At 72.6% G+C, this 23221-nt stretch carries 19 protein-coding genes and 1 riboswitch; of the genes, 6 read left to right on the top strand and 13 right to left on the bottom strand.

Features of this window, described 5'->3' with window-relative positions:
* Positions 1-82: 82 nt before the first annotated feature.
* A complete protein-coding gene (locus Vgi01_RS22370) occupies positions 83-1279 on the bottom strand; it encodes a DUF8814 domain-containing protein (RefSeq protein ID WP_204292256.1) in 1197 nt (398 codons plus the stop codon).
* A gap of 111 nt (positions 1280-1390) precedes the next feature.
* On the opposite strand from Vgi01_RS22370, the gene Vgi01_RS22365 reads away from it, so the two are divergent.
* Together Vgi01_RS22365 and Vgi01_RS22360 are read left to right on the top strand one after the other, a co-directional pair.
* Positions 1391-2185, top strand: coding sequence for a DNA-formamidopyrimidine glycosylase family protein (locus Vgi01_RS22365; protein WP_204292255.1), 795 nt, complete (start codon positions 1391-1393; stop codon positions 2183-2185).
* A gap of 201 nt (positions 2186-2386) precedes the next feature.
* Positions 2387-6031 (top strand): hypothetical protein, encoded by a 3645-nt coding sequence (locus Vgi01_RS22360; protein WP_204292254.1) that lies wholly within the window; start codon positions 2387-2389, stop codon positions 6029-6031.
* 87 nt (positions 6032-6118) lie between these two features.
* On the opposite strand, the gene pspM is transcribed toward Vgi01_RS22360, so the two are convergent.
* The 7 genes from pspM to Vgi01_RS22325 all read right to left on the bottom strand — a co-directional run bounded on the left by pspM (position 6119) and on the right by Vgi01_RS22325 (position 12361).
* A complete protein-coding gene (pspM, locus tag Vgi01_RS22355) occupies positions 6119-6901 on the bottom strand; it encodes a phage shock envelope stress response protein PspM (protein WP_204292253.1) in 783 nt (260 codons plus the stop codon).
* 22 nt (positions 6902-6923) lie between these two features.
* Positions 6924-7787, bottom strand: coding sequence for a PspA/IM30 family protein (locus Vgi01_RS22350; RefSeq protein WP_013732207.1), 864 nt, complete (start codon positions 7785-7787; stop codon positions 6924-6926).
* 196 nt (positions 7788-7983) lie between these two features.
* Positions 7984-8436, bottom strand: a complete 453-nt coding sequence (locus Vgi01_RS22345) for a helix-turn-helix domain-containing protein (RefSeq protein WP_102659641.1) — start codon at positions 8434-8436, stop codon at positions 7984-7986.
* A 125-nt stretch (positions 8437-8561) separates the two neighbouring features.
* Positions 8562-9089 carry a CinA family protein gene (locus Vgi01_RS22340; RefSeq protein WP_102659642.1) on the bottom strand — a complete coding sequence of 176 codons (528 nt, stop codon included), beginning with the start codon at positions 9087-9089 and terminating at the stop codon, positions 8562-8564.
* A 103-nt stretch (positions 9090-9192) separates the two neighbouring features.
* Positions 9193-9786 (bottom strand): CDP-diacylglycerol--glycerol-3-phosphate 3-phosphatidyltransferase, encoded by a 594-nt coding sequence (gene pgsA, locus Vgi01_RS22335; RefSeq protein ID WP_204292252.1) that lies wholly within the window; start codon positions 9784-9786, stop codon positions 9193-9195.
* A gap of 53 nt (positions 9787-9839) precedes the next feature.
* The gene (gene rimO, locus Vgi01_RS22330) at positions 9840-11318 is read right to left on the bottom strand and encodes a 30S ribosomal protein S12 methylthiotransferase RimO (RefSeq protein WP_102659644.1); all 1479 of its coding nucleotides are present in this window, start codon (positions 11316-11318) and stop codon (positions 9840-9842) included.
* 113 nt (positions 11319-11431) lie between these two features.
* Entirely contained in the window at positions 11432-12361 is a 930-nt protein-coding gene (locus tag Vgi01_RS22325; protein WP_204292251.1) for an ornithine cyclodeaminase family protein, read from the bottom strand.
* A 93-nt stretch (positions 12362-12454) separates the two neighbouring features.
* A riboswitch (guanidine-III (ykkC-III) riboswitch) is annotated at positions 12455-12520 on the top strand.
* 57 nt (positions 12521-12577) lie between these two features.
* Between Vgi01_RS22325 and Vgi01_RS22320 the strand changes: the two genes are divergently transcribed.
* Together Vgi01_RS22320 and Vgi01_RS22315 are read left to right on the top strand one after the other, a co-directional pair.
* Positions 12578-12892: a DMT family transporter gene (locus Vgi01_RS22320; RefSeq protein WP_013732201.1), complete on the top strand. Its 315-nt coding sequence runs from the start codon at positions 12578-12580 to the stop codon at positions 12890-12892.
* An 82-nt stretch (positions 12893-12974) separates the two neighbouring features.
* Positions 12975-13202 (top strand): hypothetical protein, encoded by a 228-nt coding sequence (locus Vgi01_RS22315; RefSeq protein WP_102659646.1) that lies wholly within the window; start codon positions 12975-12977, stop codon positions 13200-13202.
* A 156-nt stretch (positions 13203-13358) separates the two neighbouring features.
* Here Vgi01_RS22315 and Vgi01_RS22310 read toward each other — a convergent pair whose 3' ends face one another.
* Positions 13359-15803 carry a DNA translocase FtsK gene (locus tag Vgi01_RS22310; protein WP_204292250.1) on the bottom strand — a complete coding sequence of 815 codons (2445 nt, stop codon included), beginning with the start codon at positions 15801-15803 and terminating at the stop codon, positions 13359-13361.
* Between the two features lie 113 nt (positions 15804-15916).
* On the opposite strand from Vgi01_RS22310, the gene Vgi01_RS22305 reads away from it, so the two are divergent.
* A complete protein-coding gene (locus Vgi01_RS22305) occupies positions 15917-16396 on the top strand; it encodes a type III secretion system chaperone family protein (RefSeq protein ID WP_102659648.1) in 480 nt (159 codons plus the stop codon).
* Positions 16397-16431: 35 nt separating this feature from the next.
* The gene (locus Vgi01_RS22300; protein ID WP_239089105.1) at positions 16432-18135 is read left to right on the top strand and encodes a type III secretion system chaperone family protein; all 1704 of its coding nucleotides are present in this window, start codon (positions 16432-16434) and stop codon (positions 18133-18135) included.
* 133 nt (positions 18136-18268) lie between these two features.
* On the opposite strand, the gene Vgi01_RS22295 is transcribed toward Vgi01_RS22300, so the two are convergent.
* The 4 genes from Vgi01_RS22295 to thyX form a co-directional block, all read right to left on the bottom strand.
* Positions 18269-19450 carry a S1 family peptidase gene (locus Vgi01_RS22295; protein WP_204292248.1) on the bottom strand — a complete coding sequence of 394 codons (1182 nt, stop codon included), beginning with the start codon at positions 19448-19450 and terminating at the stop codon, positions 18269-18271.
* Positions 19451-19520: 70 nt separating this feature from the next.
* The gene (locus Vgi01_RS22290; protein ID WP_013732195.1) at positions 19521-21212 is read right to left on the bottom strand and encodes a ribonuclease J; all 1692 of its coding nucleotides are present in this window, start codon (positions 21210-21212) and stop codon (positions 19521-19523) included.
* 52 nt (positions 21213-21264) lie between these two features.
* Entirely contained in the window at positions 21265-22191 is a 927-nt protein-coding gene (gene dapA, locus Vgi01_RS22285; RefSeq protein WP_013732194.1) for a 4-hydroxy-tetrahydrodipicolinate synthase, read from the bottom strand.
* An 82-nt stretch (positions 22192-22273) separates the two neighbouring features.
* A complete protein-coding gene (gene thyX / locus Vgi01_RS22280; protein ID WP_043723373.1) occupies positions 22274-23017 on the bottom strand; it encodes an FAD-dependent thymidylate synthase in 744 nt (247 codons plus the stop codon).
* Positions 23018-23221 lie beyond the last annotated feature (204 nt).

The raw sequence follows: 23221 nt of genomic DNA, 5'->3' as shown, positions 1-23221 counted from the left end.
CCACAGGGTGAGCCGTAGCGGCGCCCGGCCCGGCCGAGTCGGGCCGGTGCCGCCTGACACCGACCCGCCTCGACGCACCGGTTCAGCAGCGCGGCACCGTGCCGCCCCAGACCGTCGAGATGTACGCGTGGCTGACGAACTGCCCGCTGGCCAGCCGGTTCCACCGGTTGGTGGTGCGGTACGGGCCGGTCACGCTCTGCCCGGTCACGTAGCACTGGATCGGCACGTTGGCGTACTGGGCGGCCAGGCCGCGCGTCGCGTAGGAGGTGCCGGGGCCGCTGCGGATGTTCAGCGGTCCGTCCCCGACCACACCCCGGGAACCGGTGCCGGTCCACAGGTACGCCACGTCGACCCAGGCGTTCGTGGTCAGTTGCAGCCCGTCCCAGAAGGTGCCGTCGGCCAGGTCGATGCCGGCCGGGTTGAGCACCACCCGACCGAACTGGTCCCGTCCCCCGTTGTAACCGGACTGGTAGGCGGCCTGCGCCTCCGGCCGGCCCTGCGGCAGATCCTTCCAGTTCTCCCGGACCGCACTGGGGTTCCAGTAGTCGTCGCGGGTGTTCCACGGACCGACGTCCCAGACCGGGGCGTACTCGCATCGGCTGCCGGTGGTGGTGCAGACCCGGACGGTGTAGTCGCCGCTGTTGCGCGGTGACAGACCGCGCCGGGACGGCAGGGCCACGAAGTGGTCGCGGGCCACGACGACGTGTCCGTTCGCGGTCGTGTTGCCGACCAGGCCGACCCGCGTCGCGTACACCCGGTAGGTGAGGCCCGGGGTGGCGGCGGTGACGGCGACCCGGTCGGCGGTGAGCCGGACGGCGCGTACCTCGGCGGTCTCGCCGGACCGGCTCGCGGTGAGCACCACCCGGGCCTGCACCTGGCGGACCGGGCTGTCGAAGACGGCGGCCGGGACGGCGTCGCGCCATTCGGTCCACCCGTGGGCACGCCAGCCCCGGACCTGGACCGTCGCGGCGGCGCCGGGCCGGGTGGTGACGGTGACGTCGGCGCGGACCCGGGTCGCCGGTGCGGCGAGGGTACGCGCGGAGGTCACCAGCATGCCCTCGGCGACGGCGCTACGCCGTGCCGGGGCGGCGGGTGGGCGGGCGTCGGCCAGTCGCAGACCGGCCCGAGTGTGCCGCACGTTGACGTCGTCTCTGTCGACGACCGACAGATCGGCCTGCCACCTGTCGGTACGGGCGGCGGACGCGGATGCGGGGTGCAGGGCCACCGTGAGTACGGCGGCCATGGCGAGCGAGAGGACGGGGATGCGGAGAAAATTCATGGGCAATCCTCCAGGTATTTGCCCAATCCTGCCCAGATAGGCAGATCAACGAGAAGTGGGATACAGATAGCGATACACGCGAATTGCGCTCGGTCGGGGGATAATGCCGGAATGCCCGAGGGTGACACCGTGTGGAACACCGCCCGCGTCCTGGCTCGCGCGCTCACCGGGGCCCGGCTGACCGGCAGTGACTTCCGGGTGCCCCAACTGGCCACCACCGACCTCACCGGCTGGCGGGTGACCGACTGCGCCAGCCGAGGCAAGCACCTGCTGATCCGACTGGACGAGCCGACCGACGCGGCGCACTGGACGCTGCATTCGCACCTGCGCATGGACGGCACCTGGCGGGTGTACGCCCCGGGAGAGCGCTGGAACGCCCGCCCGGCCCACCTGATCCGGGTGGTGCTGTCCGCCGCGACCGCGACCGCCGTCGGTTTCCACCTGCACGAGGTGGCGCTGCTGCCGACCGCCGAGGAGGACCGGCTCATCGGGCACCTCGGCCCCGACCTGCTGGGAACGGACTGGGACCCGCAGGAGGCGGTCCGCCGGCTGGCCGACCGACCGGCCGAGAACATCGCCGAGGCGCTGCTGGACCAGCGCAACCTGGCCGGGGTCGGCAACCTCTACAAGTGCGAGCTGCTGTTCCTGCGCGGAATCAACCCGCGCACCCGCGTCGCCGACGTGCCCGACCTCGCCGGCCTGGTCACCCTGGCACACGACCTGCTGGCCGCCAACCGGGGACGGTGGACGCAGAGCACCACCGGGTCGCTGCGTCGCGGCCAGACCAGTTACGTGTACGGGCGGCGGGCCCAGCCGTGCCGACGGTGCGGCACCGCGATCCGCAAGGAGGAACTGGGCGAGCGGGTCACCTACTGGTGTCCCCGCTGCCAACCCGCCCCGACCTGACCTGGCCCGACCGCCTGGCCACTGCCCGGGGTGGCGCGCGACAACACGCCGGATGAGCAGCAAATTGACACGATTGGGTACTTCCTTAACCGGCAGGCCACGTCGCATGCTGCGGTTGCGCGCTCACGGATAGTCAACGCAGCGCGATGTGGCCGACCACGTCGGGGTGGTGGCCGCCGCGCCCCGATCACCGGGAGAGCCATGGCCGTGTTCCGTAGACTCCGGTCGACCTGGCTCGACCGTGCCACCCGCAGTGAACAGCAGGGCTCGTCCCCGACCGTCCCCAGTGCTCGCACCGGCCCGGCGGCGGTCACCGACGTCACCGCCGTACCCGAAGCGGCCGGCACCGCCGCACCGGCGAGCCTGGACCCGGCGGCCGCACCACGCTGCTTCGGCCCGGTGCCGAACCACGCCTACAGTCCCCTGCCGGCCCTGGATGCCACCGGCGCGGTGGTGACCGGCACGGGCATCCGCAAGTTCGTCGACCCGCTGCCCGGCCTCGGCGCGTTGGGGCGTACCCCCCTCGGGGCGGAGTTGCCCGTCGCGGTGCCGGACACCATCAGTCACCCCGGCTGCGACTACTACGAGATCGGGCTGACCGAGTACACCCAACGGCTGCACCAGGATCTGCCGGCGACCCGGCTGCGCGGCTACCGACAGCTGAACCTGGGCACCGACGGCGACGGGCACAACACCGTCGCCCCGCCGTCGCGCGCCTGGCACCTCGGGCCGGTGGTGCTGGCCCGCCGGGGCCGACCGGTACGGATCAAGTTCATCAACCAGCTGCCGGCCGGCCCGGCCGGCGAACTCTTCCTGCCGGTGGATCCGACCGTGCCCGCCGCGGGCGAGGGTCCGCTCGGCGGCCCGGCACCGTACCCGCAGAATCGGGCGGTACTGCACCTGGCCGGGGCGCACACCGGTTGGATCAGCGCCGGAAACCCGCACCAGTGGATCACGCCCGCCGGTGAGATCACCCCCTACCCGACCGGCGTCGGCCTGACTCCCGTGCCCGACATGCCGCCGCCGGGGCCGGGCGCCACCACGCTCTACTACCCGAACGAGCAGAGCGCCCGGCTGCTGTGGTTCCACGACAACACCATCGGACTGTCCCGATTGACCGTCTACTCCGGACAGATCGCGCTCTTCCTGCTCACCGACGAGGCGGAGGATCGACTGGTCGCCGACGGGGTACTGCCCGACGAGCAGTTGCCCCTCGTCTTCGAGGACAAGACCTTCGTACCGGACGACGCGCAGCTCGCCGCGCAGGACCCGACCTGGGACCGGCACCGCTGGGGTGCCCGGGGCAGCCTCTGGCACCCGCACGTCTACCAACCCCGGCAGAACCCGTACCAACCCGACGGCCACAACCCGACCGGCCGCTGGGACTACGGCCCGTGGTCCCGCACGGTGCCGGCTGCCGGGCCGGACGCGGCGGCGGTGCCCAACCCGCGCCACGACCCGGTCACCGAGCCGGACGAGCCGCCGGAGATGCCCGGGGTGCCGCATCCCAGCGCGGTGCCCGGCGCGTACGGCGACACCGTGCTGGTCAACGGCGCCGCCTACCCGTACCTGGACCTCGAGCCCCGGGTGTACCGGTGGCGGATCCTCAACGCCTGCACGGACCGCTGGCTCAACCTCCAGCTGTACCGGGCCGGCTCGGACGAGCCGATGTGGACGCCCGAGGGCCGACTCGTCGACGCCGACGCCGGTGAGGTGCCGATGGTCGACGCGGTACGGGCACCGGGGCGTCCGGCGGGCTGGCCCACCGACGGTCGGCCCGGTGGGGTGCCCGACCCGGACGCCTGCGGACCCGAGATGATCCGGATCGGCAACGAGTGCGGCCTGCTGCCCGCCCCCGTGGTGATCCCCAACCGGCCGGTCGGGTTCCGCTACGACCGACGCGATCCGGCCGTGCTCAACGTCGACGGGCACGCGCTGCTGCTCGCCCCCGGTGAGCGGGCCGACGTGCTTGTGGACTTCGCCACCGTCGCCCCGGGCAGCACGCTGATCCTCTACAACGACTGCCCCGCGCCGTTTCCCGCCTTCGACCCCCGCTACGACCACCACACCGGCGCGCCCGACCGCACCACCGAGGGTGGCGCGCCGCCGTCCGTCGCCGGCTACGGCCCGAACACCCGGACCCTGTTGCAGATCCGGGTGGCGGGCACCCCGGCCACGCCGTACGACCTCAACCGGTTGCGCGAGCGGCTTCCGGCCGCGTACGCGGCCAGCCAACACCCCCCGATCGTGCCCGACCCGGCGTACGACCCCTGCTACAGCACCGTCACTGCCGGTGCGACCCGCATCCCCGTGCACGCCACAAGGGTCGAGTTCACCCCCACCGGGGCCGCCGCACCAGCCGCCCTGCCGCTGACGGTCAAGGCGGTGCGACAGGTCTTCGAGCCCGAGCACGGCCGGCTCACCGGGCGGCTCGGGGTGGCGCATCCGCACGCCGGGCCACGCGCCGAGACTGTCCTGCCGCTCGGGCCGACCGACCCTGCCACCGAGGTGCTGCACGTCAGCGACCCGGCCGTGCCGGTCGGTGCGCCGGGTGACGGCACCCAGCTGTGGCGGGTACGCGGCACCGGCCGCCAGAGCCACCCGGTGCGTTTCGACGGGCTGGACGTGCAGGTGGTCGGCCGGGTCGGGCGCGACGGTGCGATCCGTCCCCCGTATCCGGGGGAACTGGGCTGGAAACAGATCGTCCGGGTCGACCCCGGCGAGGACGTGATCCTGGCGCTGCGCCCGGAAGCACCGCCGCTGCCGTTCAAGATCGGCGACAGCGTACGGCTGCTCGATCCGACCCGGCCGGTCGGTGTGCCGGTCGGATCCACCCCGGTCAGCCCGCTTGACGGGCGTCCGGCCTCGGTGGTCAACCAACTGGTCAACCTGGGCTGGGAGTACCGCTGGTGCAGCGGCGCGGGCGGGCACCGCGACCAGGGCATGAGCCGCCCTCTCGTGGTACGCGTGTCGCCCCGGGCACCCAGCGGGCTGGCCGCCACCGCCGCGCCCGGCTCGGCGACCGCCCTACCGGCGATCAACCTGACCTGGACCGGCAACGGCAGCCGTCCACCGGCCACCAGCCATCTGCTGCAACGCGCCACCGACCCGACGTTCACCAGCGGGCTGACCGAGTTGACCGTGGCGGCCACCGCGACCCGGTACACCGACGCCACAGTCACCCCCGGCGTGACCTACCACTACCGGATCCGGGCCGAGAACGCCGTCGGCTGCTCGGCCTGGTCGAACAGCATCCCCGCCTCGGTGCAGCTCACCGCGCCGACGAAGCTGTCCGCGGCGATACCACCGGCCGCGCCGCTGCGTGTCGCGCTGCGCTGGGCCAACCGTTCCTTCGCCACCGGGATCGACGTGCAACGGGCCACCAACCCGACCTTCACCAGCGGGCCGGGCACCACCGCCATCGGCGTCGGCGATCACCACCTCGACCCGGCGGTCGCCCCCGACACCACCTACTACTACCGGGTACGCACCACCTACCTGGGTGCCGCCTCGCCCTGGTCGACGGTGGCAACGGTGACCACCCCACCGGCGCCGGGGGTACCGACCTCGGTGAGCGTGACCACCAGCACACCCGGCCCGGACACGGCGACGGTGATGTTGAACTGGGCGGCGAGCACCCCCGCCAGTCAGGGCGCGGGCTTCACCGTGGAACGCGCTCTCGACGTCGCCTTCACCCGCGAGTTGGCCACCTTCACCGTCACCGGCCGAGGCTTCACCAACACCGGCCTGGCCCGAGGCGTCACCTACCACTACCGGATCCGCTCGTTCAACGTCGTCGGCGCCTCCCCCTACACCCCGCCCCTGCCCATCACCACCCCCGAATAACGCGCCACGCGCCCGCCGCGCGCTCTCCCCGGGTTGATCAAGAAGTTCTGATCTGGATCCGGCGTTCCGGAGACCGAAACGTCTTGATCAGCGGGGCATGCCGGGGGTGGGGTGGGGGCGGAGTTCGGAAAGGGCGGAGGCGAAGCCGTGCAGCAGGTCGGTGGCCTCGGTGAGACGGGTGGCGGCGGGGTGTTCGAGTTGGGGGCGGTACTCCTCGGCGAGGTAGCCGGCGGCAGCCACCACCAGGCGCTCGTACGCCGTCACGCCGGCCTCCAGTTGGCCGGTGAGCGCCTGGTGCGCCTCGGCCAACGGCGGCCGGGCGTCGGCCGGCGCGAGGCGCAGGGTGCGCTCCACGCTGGCCACCCGGTCGGCCAGCTCCCGCAGGGACTGCTCGGCGACGCTCGCCTCCGCGACGGCCGGCTCGGCGAGGCCGGTGAGCCGACCCGTCATCCCGGCCATGGTGGTGGCGGCCCGGTCCAGCCGTTCCCACGGACCGGCGGCGCTGGTGCCGCGCAGCGCGGTGCGGGTACGGACCCGGCGCACCTCGGCCACCACCCCGGCACCGGCGGGCAGTCGTTCCACTGCAGCCACCAGGCGGGCCCGGTTGCGGGCGGCGGCCTGGGCCGGATCGAGGGCGGGCGGAGCCGGCTGGGCGGCCAACGCCCGCAGGTCCACCCAACGCCACGCGGCCAACGCGGTGGTGGCACCCGCAGCGGCGGCCCAGACCGCGTCGGCCAGCCCGATCCCGGCGTACGGAGTCAGGATGACCGTCGCGCCACCGAACCCACCGGCCAGGACGCTCCACCGCCGGGCGGAGCGGCGCAGCTTGCCCAACCGCCGGAAGTACCGGGTGCGTTCGTCTGCTGCCACCGTGGCCTCCTCGATCCCCCGCTCAACCGGCGGCGCTGGTGTCCCCGGTGCCCCGGTCCCGATTCATGGTCGCCCTGATCTCGTCCAGTCGGGCGACGGCCGGGTCGGCGGTCGCCGGCTGCGGGGCGCCGACCGCGCCCTGCCCGGTGCCCGCACCGAGCTGCTCACCGGCCATGCTCGCCCGGATCTGGTCCAGCCGGGCGGTGCCGGCGGTGTCGAGGGTGGCCTTCTGGATCTCCAGCATCCGGCCCTCGGCCGAATTGCTGGCCAGCTCGGCGCGGCCCATGGCGTTGGCGTAGCGCCGCTCGATGCGGTCGCGGACCTCGTCCAGGCTGGGCGTCGTGCCGGGCGCGGTGAGCGCCGACATCGACTCCAACGAGGCGGCCACGCTCTCCTGCATCTTGGCCTGCTCGAGCTGGCTGAGCAGCTTGGCGCGCTCGGCCAGCTTCTGCTGGAGGATCATGGAATTGTTCTCCACCGCCCGGCGGGCCTGCCCGGCGGCGGCGAGCGCCTGATCGTGAAGCGTCTTCAGGTCCTCCGCGGCCTGCTCGGCGGAGACCAGCTGGGTGGCCAGCGTCTGCGCGGACTGCTCGTAGCGCCCGGCCTCGACCTCGTCACCCTTGGCCCGGGCCTGGTCGGCGAGGACCAGCGCCTGCCGGGCGTTGCTCTGCAACCGCTCGACGTCGGACATCTGCCGGGACAGCTTCATCTCCAGCTGACGCTGGTTGCCGATCACCGCGGCGGCCTGCTGGACCAACGCCTGGTGCTGCCGGTGCGCCTCGTCGATGGCCTGTTGGAGCTGCACCTTGGGATCGGCGTGCTCGTCGATACGGGCGCCGAAGAGCGCCATCAGGTACTTCCAACCCTTGACGAACGGGTTCGCCATCTCCGCGGTATCCCCTCAGTAACGTCGCTGCGCCAGCCCCCATGTCGGGTGGCCCAGCTCGGCCACCGGCGATGGTGGGTCCATCGTCCCAGCCGAGCACCAGCACGACATCCGTACCGGCGACGAGGGGACGTATGCGATCAACCCTACGCGGCGGCTGCCACCGCGACCATCCGCCACTGAGCCCTTCGCGCGCTCAGGCGGCGCAGACCACGTCCCGGTCGGTGCGGTCGGCGGGTCGGACCCGGGTGCTGCGCAGGGTCGCCTTGAGTGGGGACTCCTGACGCACCGAGACCGCGACACCGTCCGCGCTGACCTGGCGTACGGAGCGGTTGGTCGCCGCGCCCACCGTCGCGGTGACCGGGGTCGACTCGGCCGACTCGTCCTGCATGGGCACGAGCACACCGGGCAGCTGCTCGGCGAGCGCGACGGTGTCGCTCACCTCTCGCAGCAACTCGGAGAGGCGGGCGCCCAGCGCATCGCAGATCGCGGCGAGCAGTTCGCTTGAGGGTTCCTTCTGGCCGCGTTCGATCTCGGACAGGTAGCCCAGGCTGACGTTGGCCGCGGACGAGACTTCGCGCAGCGTGCGGTGCTGCCCCTGCCGGCGCGCCCGTAGAGCGTCACCGATCACCCGGCGTAGCAGGACCATCGCACCTCCCCTGGGGGACAGAGTACGCCTGACCGTGCGGCCGGGCGGCGGCACCGGCTCCGATCGACGGAGCCTTCCCGCAACCGTACCCGCTATGGGCCGCCACGACATCCCACCCCGCCCGGCTACTCCGCTGCGTAACCGCCGCGCCCGCCGCCACCGGCCGCCGCCGTGACGCCTCCGGAACGCTGCGCATGCTCGGTGAGCAGCCGCAACGCCTCGGTCACCGAGGCACCCCGGATCTGATCCCGCCCGCCGTCGAGGTGCAACTCGCGTACCTCCGTGCCGTCGGGGCCGGCGACCGCGACGAAGACCAGCCCGACCGGCTTGCCGTCCTGCGGCTCCGGGCCGGCCACACCTGTGGTGGCCAGCCCCCAGTCGGCCCCGCAGCGCTGCCGCCCACCCTCGGCGAGCGCCGCCGCCACATCGGCGTCGACCGGGCCGCGCTCCGCCAGCAGGTGCTTCGGTACGCCCGCCAGCGACTCCTTCAGCTCGGTCGCGTACACCACCAGACCGCCCCGGTAGACGACGCTCGCACCGGCGATCTCCACGATCGTGGCGGCCAGCAGTCCTCCGGTCAGCGACTCGACGGTGGCCAGGGTCTCCCGCCGCTCGGTGAGGCGGTGCACCACTCCGGCCGCCGCGCGGCCCATCGATCCTTCGGCTTCTCTCACACCCACGACTGGCATCCTTCCCGACCGGACCGGTTCCTACTCGCCACGACGCGGGATTTCAGCTGCCAGAAGCGGTGCCGGCTCAGCTGCGGGCGCGACGCAGCCGCAGAGCCTGGGCGATGTAGTCGAATCCGGTGACGATCGTCACCGCGACCGCCGCACCCATGGTCCAGGGACCGATCACGGCCAGTCCGTCCGGCATCGGCCACAGGTACCAGACGATGGCCAGGATCTGCAGGGCGGTCTTGACCTTGCCGCCACGACTGGCGGCGATCACCCCGCGCCGGATCACCCAGAACCGCATGGCCGTGATGCCGACCTCGCGGGCGAGGATGAGCCCGGTCACCCACCAGGGCAGCCGGTCGTACCAGGACAGCAGCAGCAGGGCCGCACCGGTGAGCGCCTTGTCGGCGATCGGATCGGCCACCTTGCCGACCGCGGTGATCAGACCGAACCGGCGGGCGATCCAGCCGTCGACCAGATCCGTCGCCGAGGCGACGGCGAAGATCAGGCAGGCGGTGATCTGCCAACCGGCGTGGGTCATGCCCGAAACGACCACCGAGGCGGCGAAGACCGGTACGAGCAGCAGCCGCAGGGCGGTCAGCGCGTTGGCGGCGTTCACCACCGGCACCCGGGCCGCCACCGGAGCCGGTGTCGACTCGGTCGCGCCGGTCATCGGCCCACGCTCGGGCACCCCATGCTGTCGTTCCCTCTCGTCTCGGCCCGCCGTCACCGTGTCGCGCCGGGCGCCGCCGAGATCATCTCATCCGGCACCGCCAGCAGGTCCACTCCCTCCGTGCCGGTCACGGTGGCCCGGACCAGGTCACCCGGACGAAGCGCGGCCAGGTCGACACCACCGTCGGCGGGCGCGACGAGGGTGGTCGAACCGTCCACCTCCGGCGCCTGGTGCGCGGCCCGTCCCTCGACGACGTCGCCGTCGATCGAGTCGACGAGCACCTCGACGGTCGTGCCGAGCCGGTCCTCGGCACGCTGCGAGCACAGCTCGTCGGCGAGGGCGCTGAGCTTGTCGTACCGGCGCTTGATGGTGGCGGCGGAGACCTTGCCGGACAGCCCGGCGGCCTCGGTGCCGTCCTCGTCGCTGTAGTCGAACATGCCGATCGCGTCCAGCCGGGCCTCGGTCAGGAAACGAACCAGTTCGTCGACGTCGGCCCGGGTCTCGCCCGGGAACCCGACGATGAAGTTGCTCCGCGCCCCGGCCTGCGGGTCCAACTCCCGTGCCGAGGCCAGCAGCTCCAGGAACCGGTCGGTGGAGCCGAAACGTCGCATCCGGCGCAGCACGGGCTCGCTGGAGTGCTGGAACGACAGGTCGAAGTAGGGCGCGACGCCCGGCGTGGTGGCGATCGCCTCGATCAGGCCGGGTCTGGTCTCGGCCGGCTGAAGGTAGCTGGCCCGGACCCGGACGATGCCGTCGATCGCGGCGAGCTGCGGCAGCAGCTTCTCCAGGGCGCGCGGATCACCCAGGTCCTTGCCGTACGAGGTGGAGTTCTCGCTGACCAGCACCAGTTCACGGACACCGCTCTTGGCCAGCCACTCCGCCTCGGCGAGCAACTCGTCAGGGGTACGGGAGACGAAGGCACCGCGGAAGGCGGGGATGGCGCAGAAGGCGCAGCGGCGGTCGCAGCCGCTGGCCAGCTTGAGCGAGGCGACCGGCCCGCTGTCGAGCCGGCGACGCAGCACCGGACGCAGATGCGCGGGGGTGTGCTCGTCGACGTCGGCCCCTCGGCCGTGCCCGGGCAGCGACACCGCGCTGTCCCGGCGGGCGACCGGGGTCAACGGCAGCAGCTCACGCCGGTCCCGGGGGGTGTGCGCGGTGAACTCGCGGCCCTCGACCACCGCGTCCAGCCGGGCGGCGATCTGCGGGTAGTCGTCGAAGCTGAGCACCGCCTGGGCCTCGGGCAGGCTGTCGGCCAACTCCCGGCCGTACCGCTCCGCCATGCAGCCCGCGGCGACCACCTTCGCGCCGGTGTCGGCGGCGGCCAGCAGCGTCTGGATGGAATCCTGCTTGGCCTTCTCCACGAAACCACAGGTGTTGACCACCACCACGTCGGCGCCCTCGCCGTCGGTGGTCACCTGCCAGCCATCGGCGTGCAGGCGGGCGGCCAACTCCTCCGAGTCGACCTCGTTACGGGCACAGCCCAGGGTCAGCAGGGCGACACGGCGACCGTCAGAAGAGGTGGCAGACACCATCCGAGGGTACCGGGCCGCCGCGCCCGGCCTGGCGGGGCGGGCGCGCCGTCCAACGGGTTGGGCACGCTGTCCACCAGGTGGGGCGGGGCGTCCACCGGGTTGGACGGGGCGGATCAGGTCGGGACGGCCGGGGCGAGGGCCCGGACCACCTGGTCGAGCAGGAACACCTCGGTGCCGGCCAGGCCGACCGAGCAGAAGACCGAGACCTGGTCCGCGTCGGTGCGGCCGGGCGCGGCGCCGGCCAGCACCGCTCCCAGATCACGCAACCGCGAGGCGTACGGCGCTTCGGCGGCCAGCATCGGTGGCACGTACGCCCCGGCCTGCGCCGGTGAGTCGGTGACCAGCACGGCGGCGGCGTCGAGGAGATCGGGGCCGAATTCCGCCCGGTCGCGCTGTTTGAAACCGACCGCGTTGACGTGGGTGCCGGGGGCGAGGTCGGCGGCGTCCAGCACCGGTGTCGGGCTGGTGGTGGCGAGCACCACCACGTCGCGGTCGCGCACCGCCGCGCGGGCGGTGTCCACGGCACGGGCCGGTACACCCAGCTCGGCGCGGACCCGGTCGGCGAACGCGGTCCGGCGTGCCGCCGAACGGCTGAACACGGTGACCTCACGCAGCGGGCGTACGGCGGCGGCTGCCCAGACCTGGGTCCACGCCTGACCGCCGGCGCCGATCACCCCGAGCGTGTCGGCGTCCGCGCGGGCCAGCGCGTCCACCGCGACCCCACCCAACCCGCCGGTACGCCGGGACCCCAGCTCCTCCCCCACCGCCACCGCCCGCACCGCGCCGGTCTGCCCGTCGTGCAGCACCACCACCTGCTCGGCCCCCGGGTGACCGAAGGTGTCGTACGACCGGTAGCCGTACCACTGCCCGGTCAGGTGCCCGGCGGTGAGCACCATCCGGCCCCCGCCCAGCGGCGCGGCGGCCCGGGGCGGGGCCACCAGTCGTCCGTCGTACGCGGCCAGCAGAGCCCGGCGCATGGCGTCCACGGTGGCCGGTGCGTCAAGCGCGCCAGCGACCTCCGGATCGGAGATGAGCAGGGTCATGCCCCCATCGTGCAACGTCAAGCAAGGTTGAGGTCCACCCGAGGTGATCGGCCTCACCCGAGCTGCGGCTTTCCCCCGGTGCTACGGTCGGTCCCGGTGGCCCGCAAGGGTCCCCCGGACGAGTCGTGGGCGTACCCGGTCAGGCCAAGACGCCCCGTGCAAGGACCCGACTCGTCCCGTGCCAGGTGGCTCGGGCGACCGTGAAAGGTGACCCCGATGGCCTGGATCGTGCTGGTGCTCTCCGGACTGCTGGAAACGGCGTGGGCGATCGCCCTGGACCGTAGTGCCGGCTTCACCCGTCCCCTCCCCTCCGCGATCTTCGCGGTCACGCTGGTGCTGAGCATGGGCGGCCTGGCGTACGCGCTGCGGGAGATCCCGGTCGGCACCGGGTACGCGGTCTGGGTCGGCATCGGCGCGACCGGTACCGCGCTGGTGGGGATGCTCGCGCTGGGCGAGTCGACAAGCCTGCCCCGGATCCTCTGCCTGCTGCTGGTGGTCGCCGGGGTGGTCGGCCTGAAGATCTACCACTGATCTCCGGCACCGGTGGCGTGACGAACCGCACCAGTGGGTAGAGACCGGACGGCAGACGCAGACTCACCATCCGGAGGCAGACATGGCCACCAGCACCGTTCGTTCGACCAGCGCCGCCCGCATCTGCACCATCGTGGGCTTCGTGTGCGCGGTTCTCGCGTTGCTGCTCAATCCGATTCTCTTCGGAGTCATCGGTCTGGTCCTCGGTGTCGTCGGCGCGGTGCTCGGCGACAAGCCACTCGGCTGGTACGCCGCCGGCGCCAACGTGGTCGCCATGCTGCTCAGCATGTTGATCCTCAACGCGCTCTGACCCACCAGCACGACGGGCCCGCCGCGACACGCGGCGGGCCCGTGGCATGTCTGCGGCAGGATCGGCCGCTGCCGCCCGATCGGCCGCTGCCGGCGGTCCTCGCCGCCGGTCGGTCACCGTCGGCGGTCCTCGCCGCCGGTCGGCCGCTGTCGGCGGTCAGTCCTCGTCGCCGCGCAGGCCCGCCAGGACCTCTTCCAACTCGTCCGGCTTGACAAGCACGTCGCGGGCCTTGGAGCCCTCCGAGGGGCCGACCACGCCCCGGGTCTCCATCAGGTCCATCAGCCGGCCCGCCTTGGCGAAGCCGACCCGCAGCTTGCGCTGGAGCATCGAGGTCGAGCCGAACTGCGAGGTGACCACCAACTCGACCGCCTGCACCAGCAGGTCCAGGTCGTCGCCGATGTCCTCGTCGATCTTCTTCTTGCTGTCCTGCGCGGGAGCCAGCACGTCCGGACGGAACTCCGGTTCGCGCTGGTCCTTGCAGAACTTCACCACGTCGTTGATCTCGCGCTCGGTGACCCAGGCACCCTGGATGCGGATCGGCTTCGAGGCGCCCATCGGCAGGAACAGCCCGTCGCCGCGGCCCAGCAGCTTCTCCGCACCCGGCTGGTCGAGGATGACCCGCGAGTCGGCCAGCGAGGAGGTGGCGAACGCCAACCGGGACGGCACGTTGGCCTTGATCAGGCCCGTCACCACGTCCACGCTCGGCCGCTGGGTGGCCAGCACCAGGTGGATACCGGCGGCCCGGGCCAACTGCGTGATCCGGACGACGGAGTCCTCCACGTCACGGGGGGCGACCATCATCAGGTCGGCCAACTCGTCGACGATCACCAGCAGGTACGGGTACGGCCGGATCTCCCGCTCGCTGCCCGGCGGCGCCTTGATCTCACCGTTGCGCACCTTGCGGTTGAAGTCGTCGATGTGCCGGACGCCGTTGGCGGCCAGGTCGTCGTAGCGCATGTCCATCTCGCGGACCACCCACTCCAGCGAGTCGGCGGCCTTCTTCGCGTTTGTCACGATCGGGGTGACCAGGTGCGGGATGCCCTCGTAGCCGGTCATCTCGACCCGCTTCGGGTCGATCAGCAGCAGCCGCACCTCGTCCGGCGTGGCCCGGGTCAGGATGGACACCAGCAGCGAGTTGAGGCAGCTCGACTTGCCCGCGCCGGTGGCGCCCGCGATCAGGATGTGCGGCATCTTCGCCAGGTTGGCCACCACGTAGCCGCCCTCGATGTCCTTGCCGAGAGCGACCACCATCGGATGGTGGTCGCTGGTGGCGGCGCGGGAGCGCAGCACGTCGCCGAGGGCCACGTTCTCCGGATCGGTGTTCGGGATCTCCACGCCGACGGCACTCTTGCCCGGAATCGGACTGAGGATGCGGACGTCCGGCGACTTCACCGCGTACGCGATGTTGCGGGAGAGCTGAGTGATCCGCTCGACCTTCACGCCGTGGCCGAGCTCGACCTCGTAGCGGGTGACCGTCGGGCCCCGGGTGAAGCCGGTCACCGCGGCGTCCACGTCGAACTGTTCGAAGACACCGGTCAGCGCGGCGATCACCTCGTCGTTGGCCTTGCTGCGGGTCTTCGGCGCGGCCCCGCTGCCCAGCATGTTCGCCGGTGGCAGGGTGTAGTCGCCGGCCAGGCCGGTAAGCGCGAGCTGCTCGGCCCGGGTCGGTGCCGGCGAATGCTCCGGCGGCTCGGCCGGCTTGCGGCTCGCCGGCACCCGCGACGGCGGCTTGCGCGGCAGGACGATGGTCTCCTGGAGATCCACATCGCCCGGGTCGTCGAAGTCGTCCGGGTCGAGCGGCGGCGGGGTCCGCTTCGCGGGGCGACGCCGGGCCGGCGTGGCGGCCGGCTCGTCGGTGTCCTGTCCGGTCTGGCCGATCACGCTGCCGGCGAGCAGGCCGAGCCGCTCAGGGATCTTGTTGATCGGCGTGGCGGTGACCACGAGCAGGCCGAACACCAGCAGCAGGATCAGCAGCGGTACCGCGACCCAGGCGGTGACCGCCCGTTCCAACACGCTGCCCACACCCGCGCCGACCAGGCCACCGGCGAAGTCGCGCTCACCCGGGTCACCCGGCTGTTGACCGATGTGCAGCATCGCGGCGGTGGCGACCAGCATGGAACCCCAGCCGATCCAGCCCCGGCCGCGGTGCTCGGGGTCACCGGGCTGGCGCATCAGCCGCCAGGCACCGATGCCGAGCAGCACCGGCACCACCACGGAGATGGCGCCGAGGAAGAGCCGGACCGTGTCGGCCAGGCGGGCCCCGACCGGCCCGGCGGCGGAGAACCAGAGGGCTGCCGCGCTGAGCAGGGCGAGGCCGATCATCAGCAGCCCGGCGCCGTCACGGCGGTGCTCCGGGTCCAGGTCACGGGCCGAGGCGGCCTGCCGGCCGACGGTGCGTACCGCCCAGCCGACGCCGTGGGCGAGGCCCATCCACAGTGCCCCGATCGCGCGACCGACGTAGGCGGCCGGACCGGGGCCCCGCGAGGTGGTGCGACGCCGCGCCGGGGCGGCCTTCTTCGCCGGTTGACGGGCACGACTGTTCGCGCCAGCACGCGGCGACGCGCCGCGTCGCCGGCTCGCTTGAGAGGTACGGCCCGCCATAGCATCACCGTAACGGCGGGTCCCGCGATACGCCGGTCTTCCTGGTCGGCTCCGCGTGTCGCAACGCGGTCCCCGCCACCTGCCGTGATATTTGCCTGGCGAAGGGATGCCCGATGGCGTCGCCGGAGTACGACGACGGTCTGGACGGCCCGCTGGCCGGGCATCCGGACACGCTACGACCGTTGACCCACGACCTGGTCGCCGCGGTGCTCGCCAACCGGGGGCACGCGGTCACCACCGACGCCGGCGGCAACCTGGTCGGACGGTGGGCCGAGGCGCACATCTGGTTCCTGCGCGCCGGCGACCTCGGAGAGCTGCTCCAGGTCCGTACGGTCGCCACGCACACCTTCCCGGTGGACCTCGTACCGAGGCTGCACGAGTTCTGCAACGGCTGGAACCGGGATCGGTTCTGGCCGAAGGCGTTCGTGCACGTCGACGACGCCGGGCAGGCCCGGATCTGCGGCGAGGTCATCACCGACCTGGAACGGGGGGTGACACCGCATCAACTGGACCGCCTGCTCGACCGGGGCATCGTCACCGGCTGCGGGCTGGCCACCGAGGTGGGGCGGATCCTGGGGACGGCACCCCGGTGAGCGGGTGGGCCACCGGCCGCCGCAGCCGACCACGGATGTCGACGCCGGGCGACGGACGGGCCGACCGGGGCCCCGCCGACCTGCTGGCCGACGCGCGTGACATGCCGGACGGCGAGGCGCGTATCGCCGAACTGGAACGGGTCGCCGCCCTCGCCGAGGCCACCGGCGATGCCGGGACCGCGATGGACGCCTGGGCCGAACTGGTCGAGGCCCACCTGCGCGGCGGCCAACGGTGGCGGCTCTTCGAGCCCGTCCGGCGTTGCCTCGACACGGCCCGCCGGCCGCAGCGCCCCGACGACGGCACGCGTCCCGTCGGACCGGACGACGAGATGCTGCGCCGCTACCAGCGGTACGCCGTCGAGGCCCTGCTCGGCACCTCCCGCATCGGCCTCGACCAGGCCCGGACCGTACTGGACGGGCTGGACGACCCGACGTGCGACGACGGCGGAGCCCTCGTCGCCCAGCTGCGCTGCCGCATCGCCGATCACGTCGGCGACGAGCCCGCCGCCCGACACTGGCTGCGACGGTGGCGGACCGCCGGCCCGGACCCGGCCGCCGGCTGCCCCGACTGCCTGCCGGTACGCCAGGCCGAACTGCTCGCCGGCTGGGGTGACTGGGCCGAGGCGCTCGCCGCCGTCGAACCTCTGCTCGACGGTACGGTCGGGTGCACCGCCCAGCCGGAGGCCGCGTTGGCGGCTGCGTTGCTGCCGTGGCTGCGGGCGGGCACGGCGCAGCGGGCGGCGCAGGCGCACGTGCGGGCGTACCGTCGACACCGCGTCGCCCCGGACGGGTTCGACCACCTCGCCACCCATCTGCGGTTCTGCGCGCTCGGCGGCCACCTCGACCGTGGGCTGGAGATCCTCGTCGAGCAGGTGCCCCGGCTCGACCAGCCGCACGACGACCTGGCCGTGATGGAGTTCGCCACGGCGGGCGCGCTGATCTGCACCCTGGCCGCCGAGCAGCGCGCCGATCGAACGGTGCACCGACCGGCCTACCACGGGCGGTCCGCCGCGACGGTCACGGTGGCGGCCCTCGGCGCGGAACTGCTCGCGGTGGCCACCGAGTTGGCCGGCAGCTTCGACGCCCGCAACGGCACCGGACACCAGTCCGGCCGGATGGCTGCCTGGCTGGCCGAACGACCGTCGGCCCCGCCGGTGCCTCTCCCCGCCGACGAACCGGTCGACGATGAGCCGATCGACGGCGAACCGGTGGATGCCGGCGAGTCGGTGGACGGCGAACCGGCGGGTGACGACGAGCCGGCGGGCGCGCCCTGGTCGGACGGCGGGGTGCGCGACGGGACGACGGGCGAGCGCCGGGGCATGGCCGAGGAGGAGTTGGGGGCGCTCTCCGTGACGATGATCACCACCGTGTTGGATCGGCGGGGCGACCGCTACGCCCTCGACAGCGCCGGCACGGTGCTCGGGCGCTGGGGCGACGCGGTGATCCAGTTCCGGCGGGCCGGGGAACGCGGCGACGTGCTGCACGCGCGGGTGGTCGCCGACCGTCGGCTGCCGGCGGCCCGCCGCGCCGAGGCGTACGCCTTCTGCAACGGCTGGAACCGGGACCGGCTGCTGCCCAAGGCGTACGTGCACGATCCCGGTGACGGTGAGCTGGTGTTGGCCGGTGAGGTGGCCACGGACCTGGCGTACGGGGTGGCCCCGGCCCAGGTGACAGTCCTGGTCGACGCGGCGGTACGGACCGGCGTCGCGTACGCCGAGGCGGTCGCCGCCCTGCCCTGACCCCCGCCGACGCTCGGACCCGGCCTTGTCGTCGCCGGCGCGTGCCTGCTCCTACCGCAGCGAGCGGACCCCGCCCGTTGGCCCAAGCCGCGAGCGGGCCCGACCGGCGTGTGTGCCGGCCGGGCCCGGCAGATCAGCGCTGGCCGCTCAGGGCGCGGAAGTTCTGCGTGGTGAGCAGGGTCAGGTTGTTGCGTTGCAGGATCTCGTTGATCGGCTGGTAGAACGTGGTGCCGCCACGGATGCAGTCACCCGAGCCACCGGAGGTGACGCCCTGGGCCTGGTTGCCCGAGATCCACGAGCCGCCGGAGTCGCCGGGTTCGGCGCACACGTTGGTCCGGACCAGCCCGCTGACCAGCCCCTCCGGGTAGCGCACTGTGGCGTTGCGTGCCTGCACGGTGCCGCAGCGGACCCCCGTGGTGGAGCCGGACCGGCAGATCGACGAACCGGCGGGCACCTCCCGCGAGCCGGCGACCCGGGCGATGCCGCCCCGGAAGTCGGTCACCTCCGGCAGCACCCGCGTGTTGCTGTTGACCTGCACGAAGGCCCAGTCGTCGCCGGGGAACGAGGAGGACCGGAAGACGCCCTGCAACTCCCCGTCCGCGCCGGAGGTGCGGGCACCGACCCGGCCGCAGTGCCCGGCGGTGACGTAGCCGCCGACCACCGCGAAGCCGACCGAGCAACGCCCCGCGCCGACGAAGAACGGCTCACCGCCACGTACGTCGGCGAAGAGTCGCGGCTGTTCCTCGGTGGCCATCCGGACCGCCTGCCGCGGCACCCCGGCGCGAGCCACGAACCGCCACCCGGCCGCCTCGGCACCCGGCTGGGCGAGCACCACGAGGCTGTTCGAGGCGACGTCGACGTACCAGCCGGAGACCTGCTGGGCGCGGGCGGCGCTGCGGTCCATTCTGGTCTTGAGCGCGTCGAGCTGCCCGACCCCGCGCTCGACCACCTTCGGCACCGCCCCGGCGGCACGGACCCGCGCCGCCTCGGCCGGGTCGGCGACCGCCACGTTCAACTGACTGCCGTCGGCGCTGAGCCAACTGCCGCCGTAGTCCGCACCCAGCTCCGTCCGGAGCTGGTCGACCACGCCGGTGGCCCAGCGTTCGGTCTTCAGCCGGGCCGCGACCTGGGTCTCGTCGAGGCCCAGATCCCGGCGCAGCGCCTCGACCACCTGCGGGTCGGCACCCTCCACCGCCTGACCGGCCGGCACCCGCGGCGCACCGCTGTCACCGGCGAACGACGGCAGGGTCACCGCCGCCGCCGCGCCCACCGCGGCCACCACGACACCGATGGCTGTCAATCTTCTGCGGTCCATCCGCCACGCTCCTCCCGGCAGGCGCGGGCACGCCTGCCGGGTCGGAGTACGGGCGAAAGGTCCGAGCGGTTCAGACCTCGACGACGGTGGGCACGATCATCGGCCGACGCCGGTAGGCGTCGTTGACCCAGCGGCCCACGGTCCGACGGACGATCTGCTGGAGCTGGTGTGGATCGGTGATCCCGTCCGCGGCGGCCCGGTTCAGCGCCTCGGTCACCAGCGGGATCACCGCGTTGAACGCCGCAGCGTCCTCCGAGAAGCCCTTGGCGGAGACGGTGGGACCGGCGACCACCTTGCCGGTGACCGAGTCGACCACGACGGTGGTGGCGATGAACCCGCCGTCACCGAGGATGCGCCGCTCGGTGAGCAGCGACTCGCTGACGTCACCGACGGCGAGGCCGTCGACGTAGACGTACCGACTCTTGACCCGCCCGACCAGGCTGGCGCGGCCCTCGACCAGGTCGACCACGTCGCCGTCCTCGCAGAGCACCACCCGGTCCGGCGCGACGCCGGACTCGATGCCCAGTCGCGCGTGCGCCCGCAGGTGCCGCCACTCGCCGTGCACCGGCATCAGGTTGCTCGGGCGTACGACGTTGAGCAGGTAGAGCAGTTCGCCGGCCGGGGCGTGGCCGGAGACGTGCACCTTGGCCACGTCCTTGTGCACCACCACGGCACCGGCACGGGCCAGGCGGTTGATCACCCGGTAGACCGAGGTCTCGTTGCCGGGCACCAGCGAGGACGCCAGCACCACGGTGTCGCCGGGGGCGATGGTGATGTGCCGGTGGTCGCCGCTGGCCATCCGGCCCAGGGCGCTCATCGGCTCCCCCTGCGAGCCGGTGGACATCAGCACGATCTGCTCCGGCGGCATCGACGTCGCCTCGTCCAGGCCGACGACCAGGCCGGCTGGGATGTTCAGCAGGCCGAGGTCACGGGCGATGCCCATGTTGCGCACCATCGACCGGCCGATCAGGGCGACCTTGCGGCCGTGTTCGAGCGCCGAGTCGAAGACCTGCTGCACCCGATGCACGTGGGAGGCGAACGAGGCCACGATGATCCGGCCCCGCGCCTTGGCGAAGATCGAGTCGAGGACCGGGCCGATCTCCCGTTCCGGCGTGACGAAGCCGGGGATCTCCGCGTTTGTGGAGTCCGACAGCAGCAGGTCGACACCCTCGGCGCCGAGCCGCGCGAACCCGGCCAGGTCGGTGATCCGCCCGTCCAGCGGAAGCTGGTCCATCTTGAAGTCGCCGGTGTGCAGCACCAGCCCGGCCGGCGTACGGATGGCCACCGCCAGCGCGTCCGGAATCGAGTGGTTGACGGCGAAGAACTCACACTCGAACGGGCCGAGCCGCTCCCGGCCGCCCTCGCGCACCGTCAACGTGTACGGCTGGATCCGCCGCTCGGCCAGCTTCGCCTCGACAAGCGCCAGGGTGAACTGCGAGCCGACCAGCGGAATGTCGGCCTTGTGCGCGAGCAGGTACGGCACGGCGCCGATGTGGTCCTCGTGGCCGTGGGTCAGCACGATCGCCTGGATGTCGTCGAGCCGGTCGAGGATGGGCCCGAAGTCGGGCAGGATCAGGTCGACGCCGGGCTGCTCCACATCGGGAAAGAGCACCCCACAGTCGACGACCAGCAACTTCCCGTCGTACTCGAAGACGGTCATGTTCCGACCGATGGCGCCGAGCCCACCGAGCGGGATGATCCGCAATCCGCCCTCCGGCAGCGGCGGGGGAAGTTGAGCCTCCTCGTTGTGCGCCTCGGTCACGCGCTCACCTCATTCTGTGACGCCGTCACCCGGCGTCCGTCCGGTCGTTTGATCATTCGGGAAGTGGTAGGCCCGCTGCTGCGCAGTCGGCGCGCAGCTGAGCCACCTGGTCCTCGGTGGCGTCCACCAACGGCGAACGGACCGGGCCGGCCGGCAGGCCCTGCACGGTCAGGCCGGCCTTGACCAGGATGGTGCCCTGGGTACGGAAGATCCCGGTGAACAGCGGCAGCAGTCGACGGTGCAGGGTCAACGCGGTCGACATGTCCCCTGCGTCGTACGCCTCGATCATCCGCTTGGTGTCCGCGCCGCTGAAGTGCGTCGAGGTGCCGACCACGCCGACGGCACCGACAGCCAACGCAGGCAGCGTGAGCGAGTCCTCGCCACTGTAGTACGCCAGGTCCGTACGGCTGGTGACCCAACTGGTGGCGGTCAGGTCGCCCTTGGCGTCCTTCACCGCGACGATGCGGCCGTGCTCGGCGAGCCGGACCAGGGTCTCGGTCTCGATCGGCACACCGGAGCGGTGCGGAATGTCGTACAGCATCACCGGCAGCCCGGTGGCGTCGGCCACCGCGGTGAAGTGTCGCAGCAGCCCCGCCTGGGGCGGCTTGTTGTAGTACGGGGTGACCACCAGCAGCCCGTGCGCACCGGCCTTCTCCGCCGAGGCGGCCAGCTCGATGGTGTGCCGGGTGTCGTTGGTGCCCACCCCGGCCAGCACCCGCGCCCGGTCCCCCACGGCCTCCACCACGGTGCGGATCAGCTGTTCCTTCTCAGCCTCCGTGGTGGTCGGCGACTCGCCGGTGGTGCCGTTGATCACCAGCGCGTCGTTGCCCTGCTCCGCGACGAGATGGTTCGCCAGCCGCGCGGCGCCGTCCAGGTCGAGCGTGCCCTCAGCGGTGAACGGGGTCACCATGGCGGTGATCACCCGGCCGAAGGGACGGGACACCGCCCGTGCCGGGGCGTCAACGTGGTCGTGCGTCATGGTGACAACCTATCGGACAGCGGCTGGAGGACTGCCGGGGAAGGGTGGCATGCGCCCCGGGCGGGCAGCGCCCTGAACCCGCTCAGGACTGCTCGGCGAGCGGGCTCGCCGCGACCTCGGTGCCGTCGGGCAGGGTCGAGATGACGAAGTCGGCGAAGACGTTCGGCGCGACCCGCTGCAACTGCCGCAGGCACTCCACGGCCAGCTCGCGGATCTCCACGTCGGCGTGCTCGGTGGCCCGCATCGCGATGAAGTGCCGCCAGGCACGGTAGTTGCCGGACACCACGATCCGGGTCTCGGTGGCGTTCGGCAGCACGGCCCGGGCCGCCTGACGTGCCTGCTTGCGCCGCAGCGTCGGGTTGGGCTCGTCGACGAAGTGCCGCTCCAGCCCCTCCAACAGCTCGTTGTAGGCCCGTACGCTCGCCTCCGCGGCCTCGACGAACCGCTTGTGCAGCTCCGGGTCCTCGGCGATCACCCGCGGCTCGACCATCGCCGCGTCCCGCTCCGGCACGTACCGCTGGGACAGCTGCGAGTACGAGAAGTGCCGGTGCCGGATCAACTCGTGGGTGAACGAGCGGGACACCCCGGTGAAGTAGAAGCTGACCGACCCGTGCTCCAGCACGGAAAGGTGCCCGACCTCCAGGATGTGCGCGAGGTAACCGGCGTTGGTGGCGGTGGCCGGGTTCGGCTTCTTCCAGCTCTGGTAGCAGGCCCGCCCGGCGAACTCGGCGAGCGCCTGCCCGCCGTCGGCGTCCGTCGACCACGGCACGTCCTGCGGCGGCTCAAAATGAGTCCACGCGATCAACCTGACCTGGGGCTGCACCATCTCCGGCATTCCGCGACTCTAACCCCACCCCTCCCTGACCCCCACACCCTCCCCACCCCACCCACAACTCCGCGATCTTGCACTTGTGGTCGCCGAGATGCACCCTTCACCCCTTATGCCGCGACCAGAAGTGCAAGATCGCGGGGATGGGGAGGGGGTGGGAGGGGGGGTGGGGCGCGGGGCGGGGAGGGGAGGGGGGTGGGG

The sequence above is a fragment of the Micromonospora gifhornensis genome, assembly GCF_016863515.1.
Classification (GTDB): Bacteria; Actinomycetota; Actinomycetes; order Mycobacteriales; family Micromonosporaceae; genus Micromonospora; species Micromonospora gifhornensis.
This window is presented reverse-complemented; position numbering and strand designations above follow the sequence as displayed.

Coding starts and splice junctions, on each gene's coding strand:
- Vgi01_RS22370 (WP_204292256.1), bottom strand. CDS start 1,279: ATGAATTTTCTCCGCATCCCCGTCCTCTCGCTCGCCATGGCCGCCGTA.
- Vgi01_RS22365 (WP_204292255.1), top strand. CDS start 1,391: ATGCCCGAGGGTGACACCGTGTGGAACACCGCCCGCGTCCTGGCTCGC.
- Vgi01_RS22360 (WP_204292254.1), top strand. CDS start 2,387: ATGGCCGTGTTCCGTAGACTCCGGTCGACCTGGCTCGACCGTGCCACC.
- Vgi01_RS22350 (WP_013732207.1), bottom strand. CDS start 7,787: ATGGCGAACCCGTTCGTCAAGGGTTGGAAGTACCTGATGGCGCTCTTC.
- Vgi01_RS22345 (WP_102659641.1), bottom strand. CDS start 8,436: ATGGTCCTGCTACGCCGGGTGATCGGTGACGCTCTACGGGCGCGCCGG.
- Vgi01_RS22340 (WP_102659642.1), bottom strand. CDS start 9,089: ATGGGCCGCGCGGCGGCCGGAGTGGTGCACCGCCTCACCGAGCGGCGG.
- pgsA (WP_204292252.1), bottom strand. CDS start 9,786: ATGACCGGCGCGACCGAGTCGACACCGGCTCCGGTGGCGGCCCGGGTG.
- rimO (WP_102659644.1), bottom strand. CDS start 11,318: ATGGTGTCTGCCACCTCTTCTGACGGTCGCCGTGTCGCCCTGCTGACC.
- Vgi01_RS22325 (WP_204292251.1), bottom strand. CDS start 12,361: ATGACCCTGCTCATCTCCGATCCGGAGGTCGCTGGCGCGCTTGACGCA.
- Vgi01_RS22320 (WP_013732201.1), top strand. CDS start 12,578: ATGGCCTGGATCGTGCTGGTGCTCTCCGGACTGCTGGAAACGGCGTGG.
- Vgi01_RS22315 (WP_102659646.1), top strand. CDS start 12,975: ATGGCCACCAGCACCGTTCGTTCGACCAGCGCCGCCCGCATCTGCACC.
- Vgi01_RS22310 (WP_204292250.1), bottom strand. CDS start 15,803: ATGGCGGGCCGTACCTCTCAAGCGAGCCGGCGACGCGGCGCGTCGCCG.
- Vgi01_RS22305 (WP_102659648.1), top strand. CDS start 15,917: ATGGCGTCGCCGGAGTACGACGACGGTCTGGACGGCCCGCTGGCCGGG.
- Vgi01_RS22300 (WP_239089105.1), top strand. CDS start 16,432: ATGTCGACGCCGGGCGACGGACGGGCCGACCGGGGCCCCGCCGACCTG.
- Vgi01_RS22295 (WP_204292248.1), bottom strand. CDS start 19,450: ATGGACCGCAGAAGATTGACAGCCATCGGTGTCGTGGTGGCCGCGGTG.
- dapA (WP_013732194.1), bottom strand. CDS start 22,191: ATGACGCACGACCACGTTGACGCCCCGGCACGGGCGGTGTCCCGTCCC.
- thyX (WP_043723373.1), bottom strand. CDS start 23,017: ATGGTGCAGCCCCAGGTCAGGTTGATCGCGTGGACTCATTTTGAGCCG.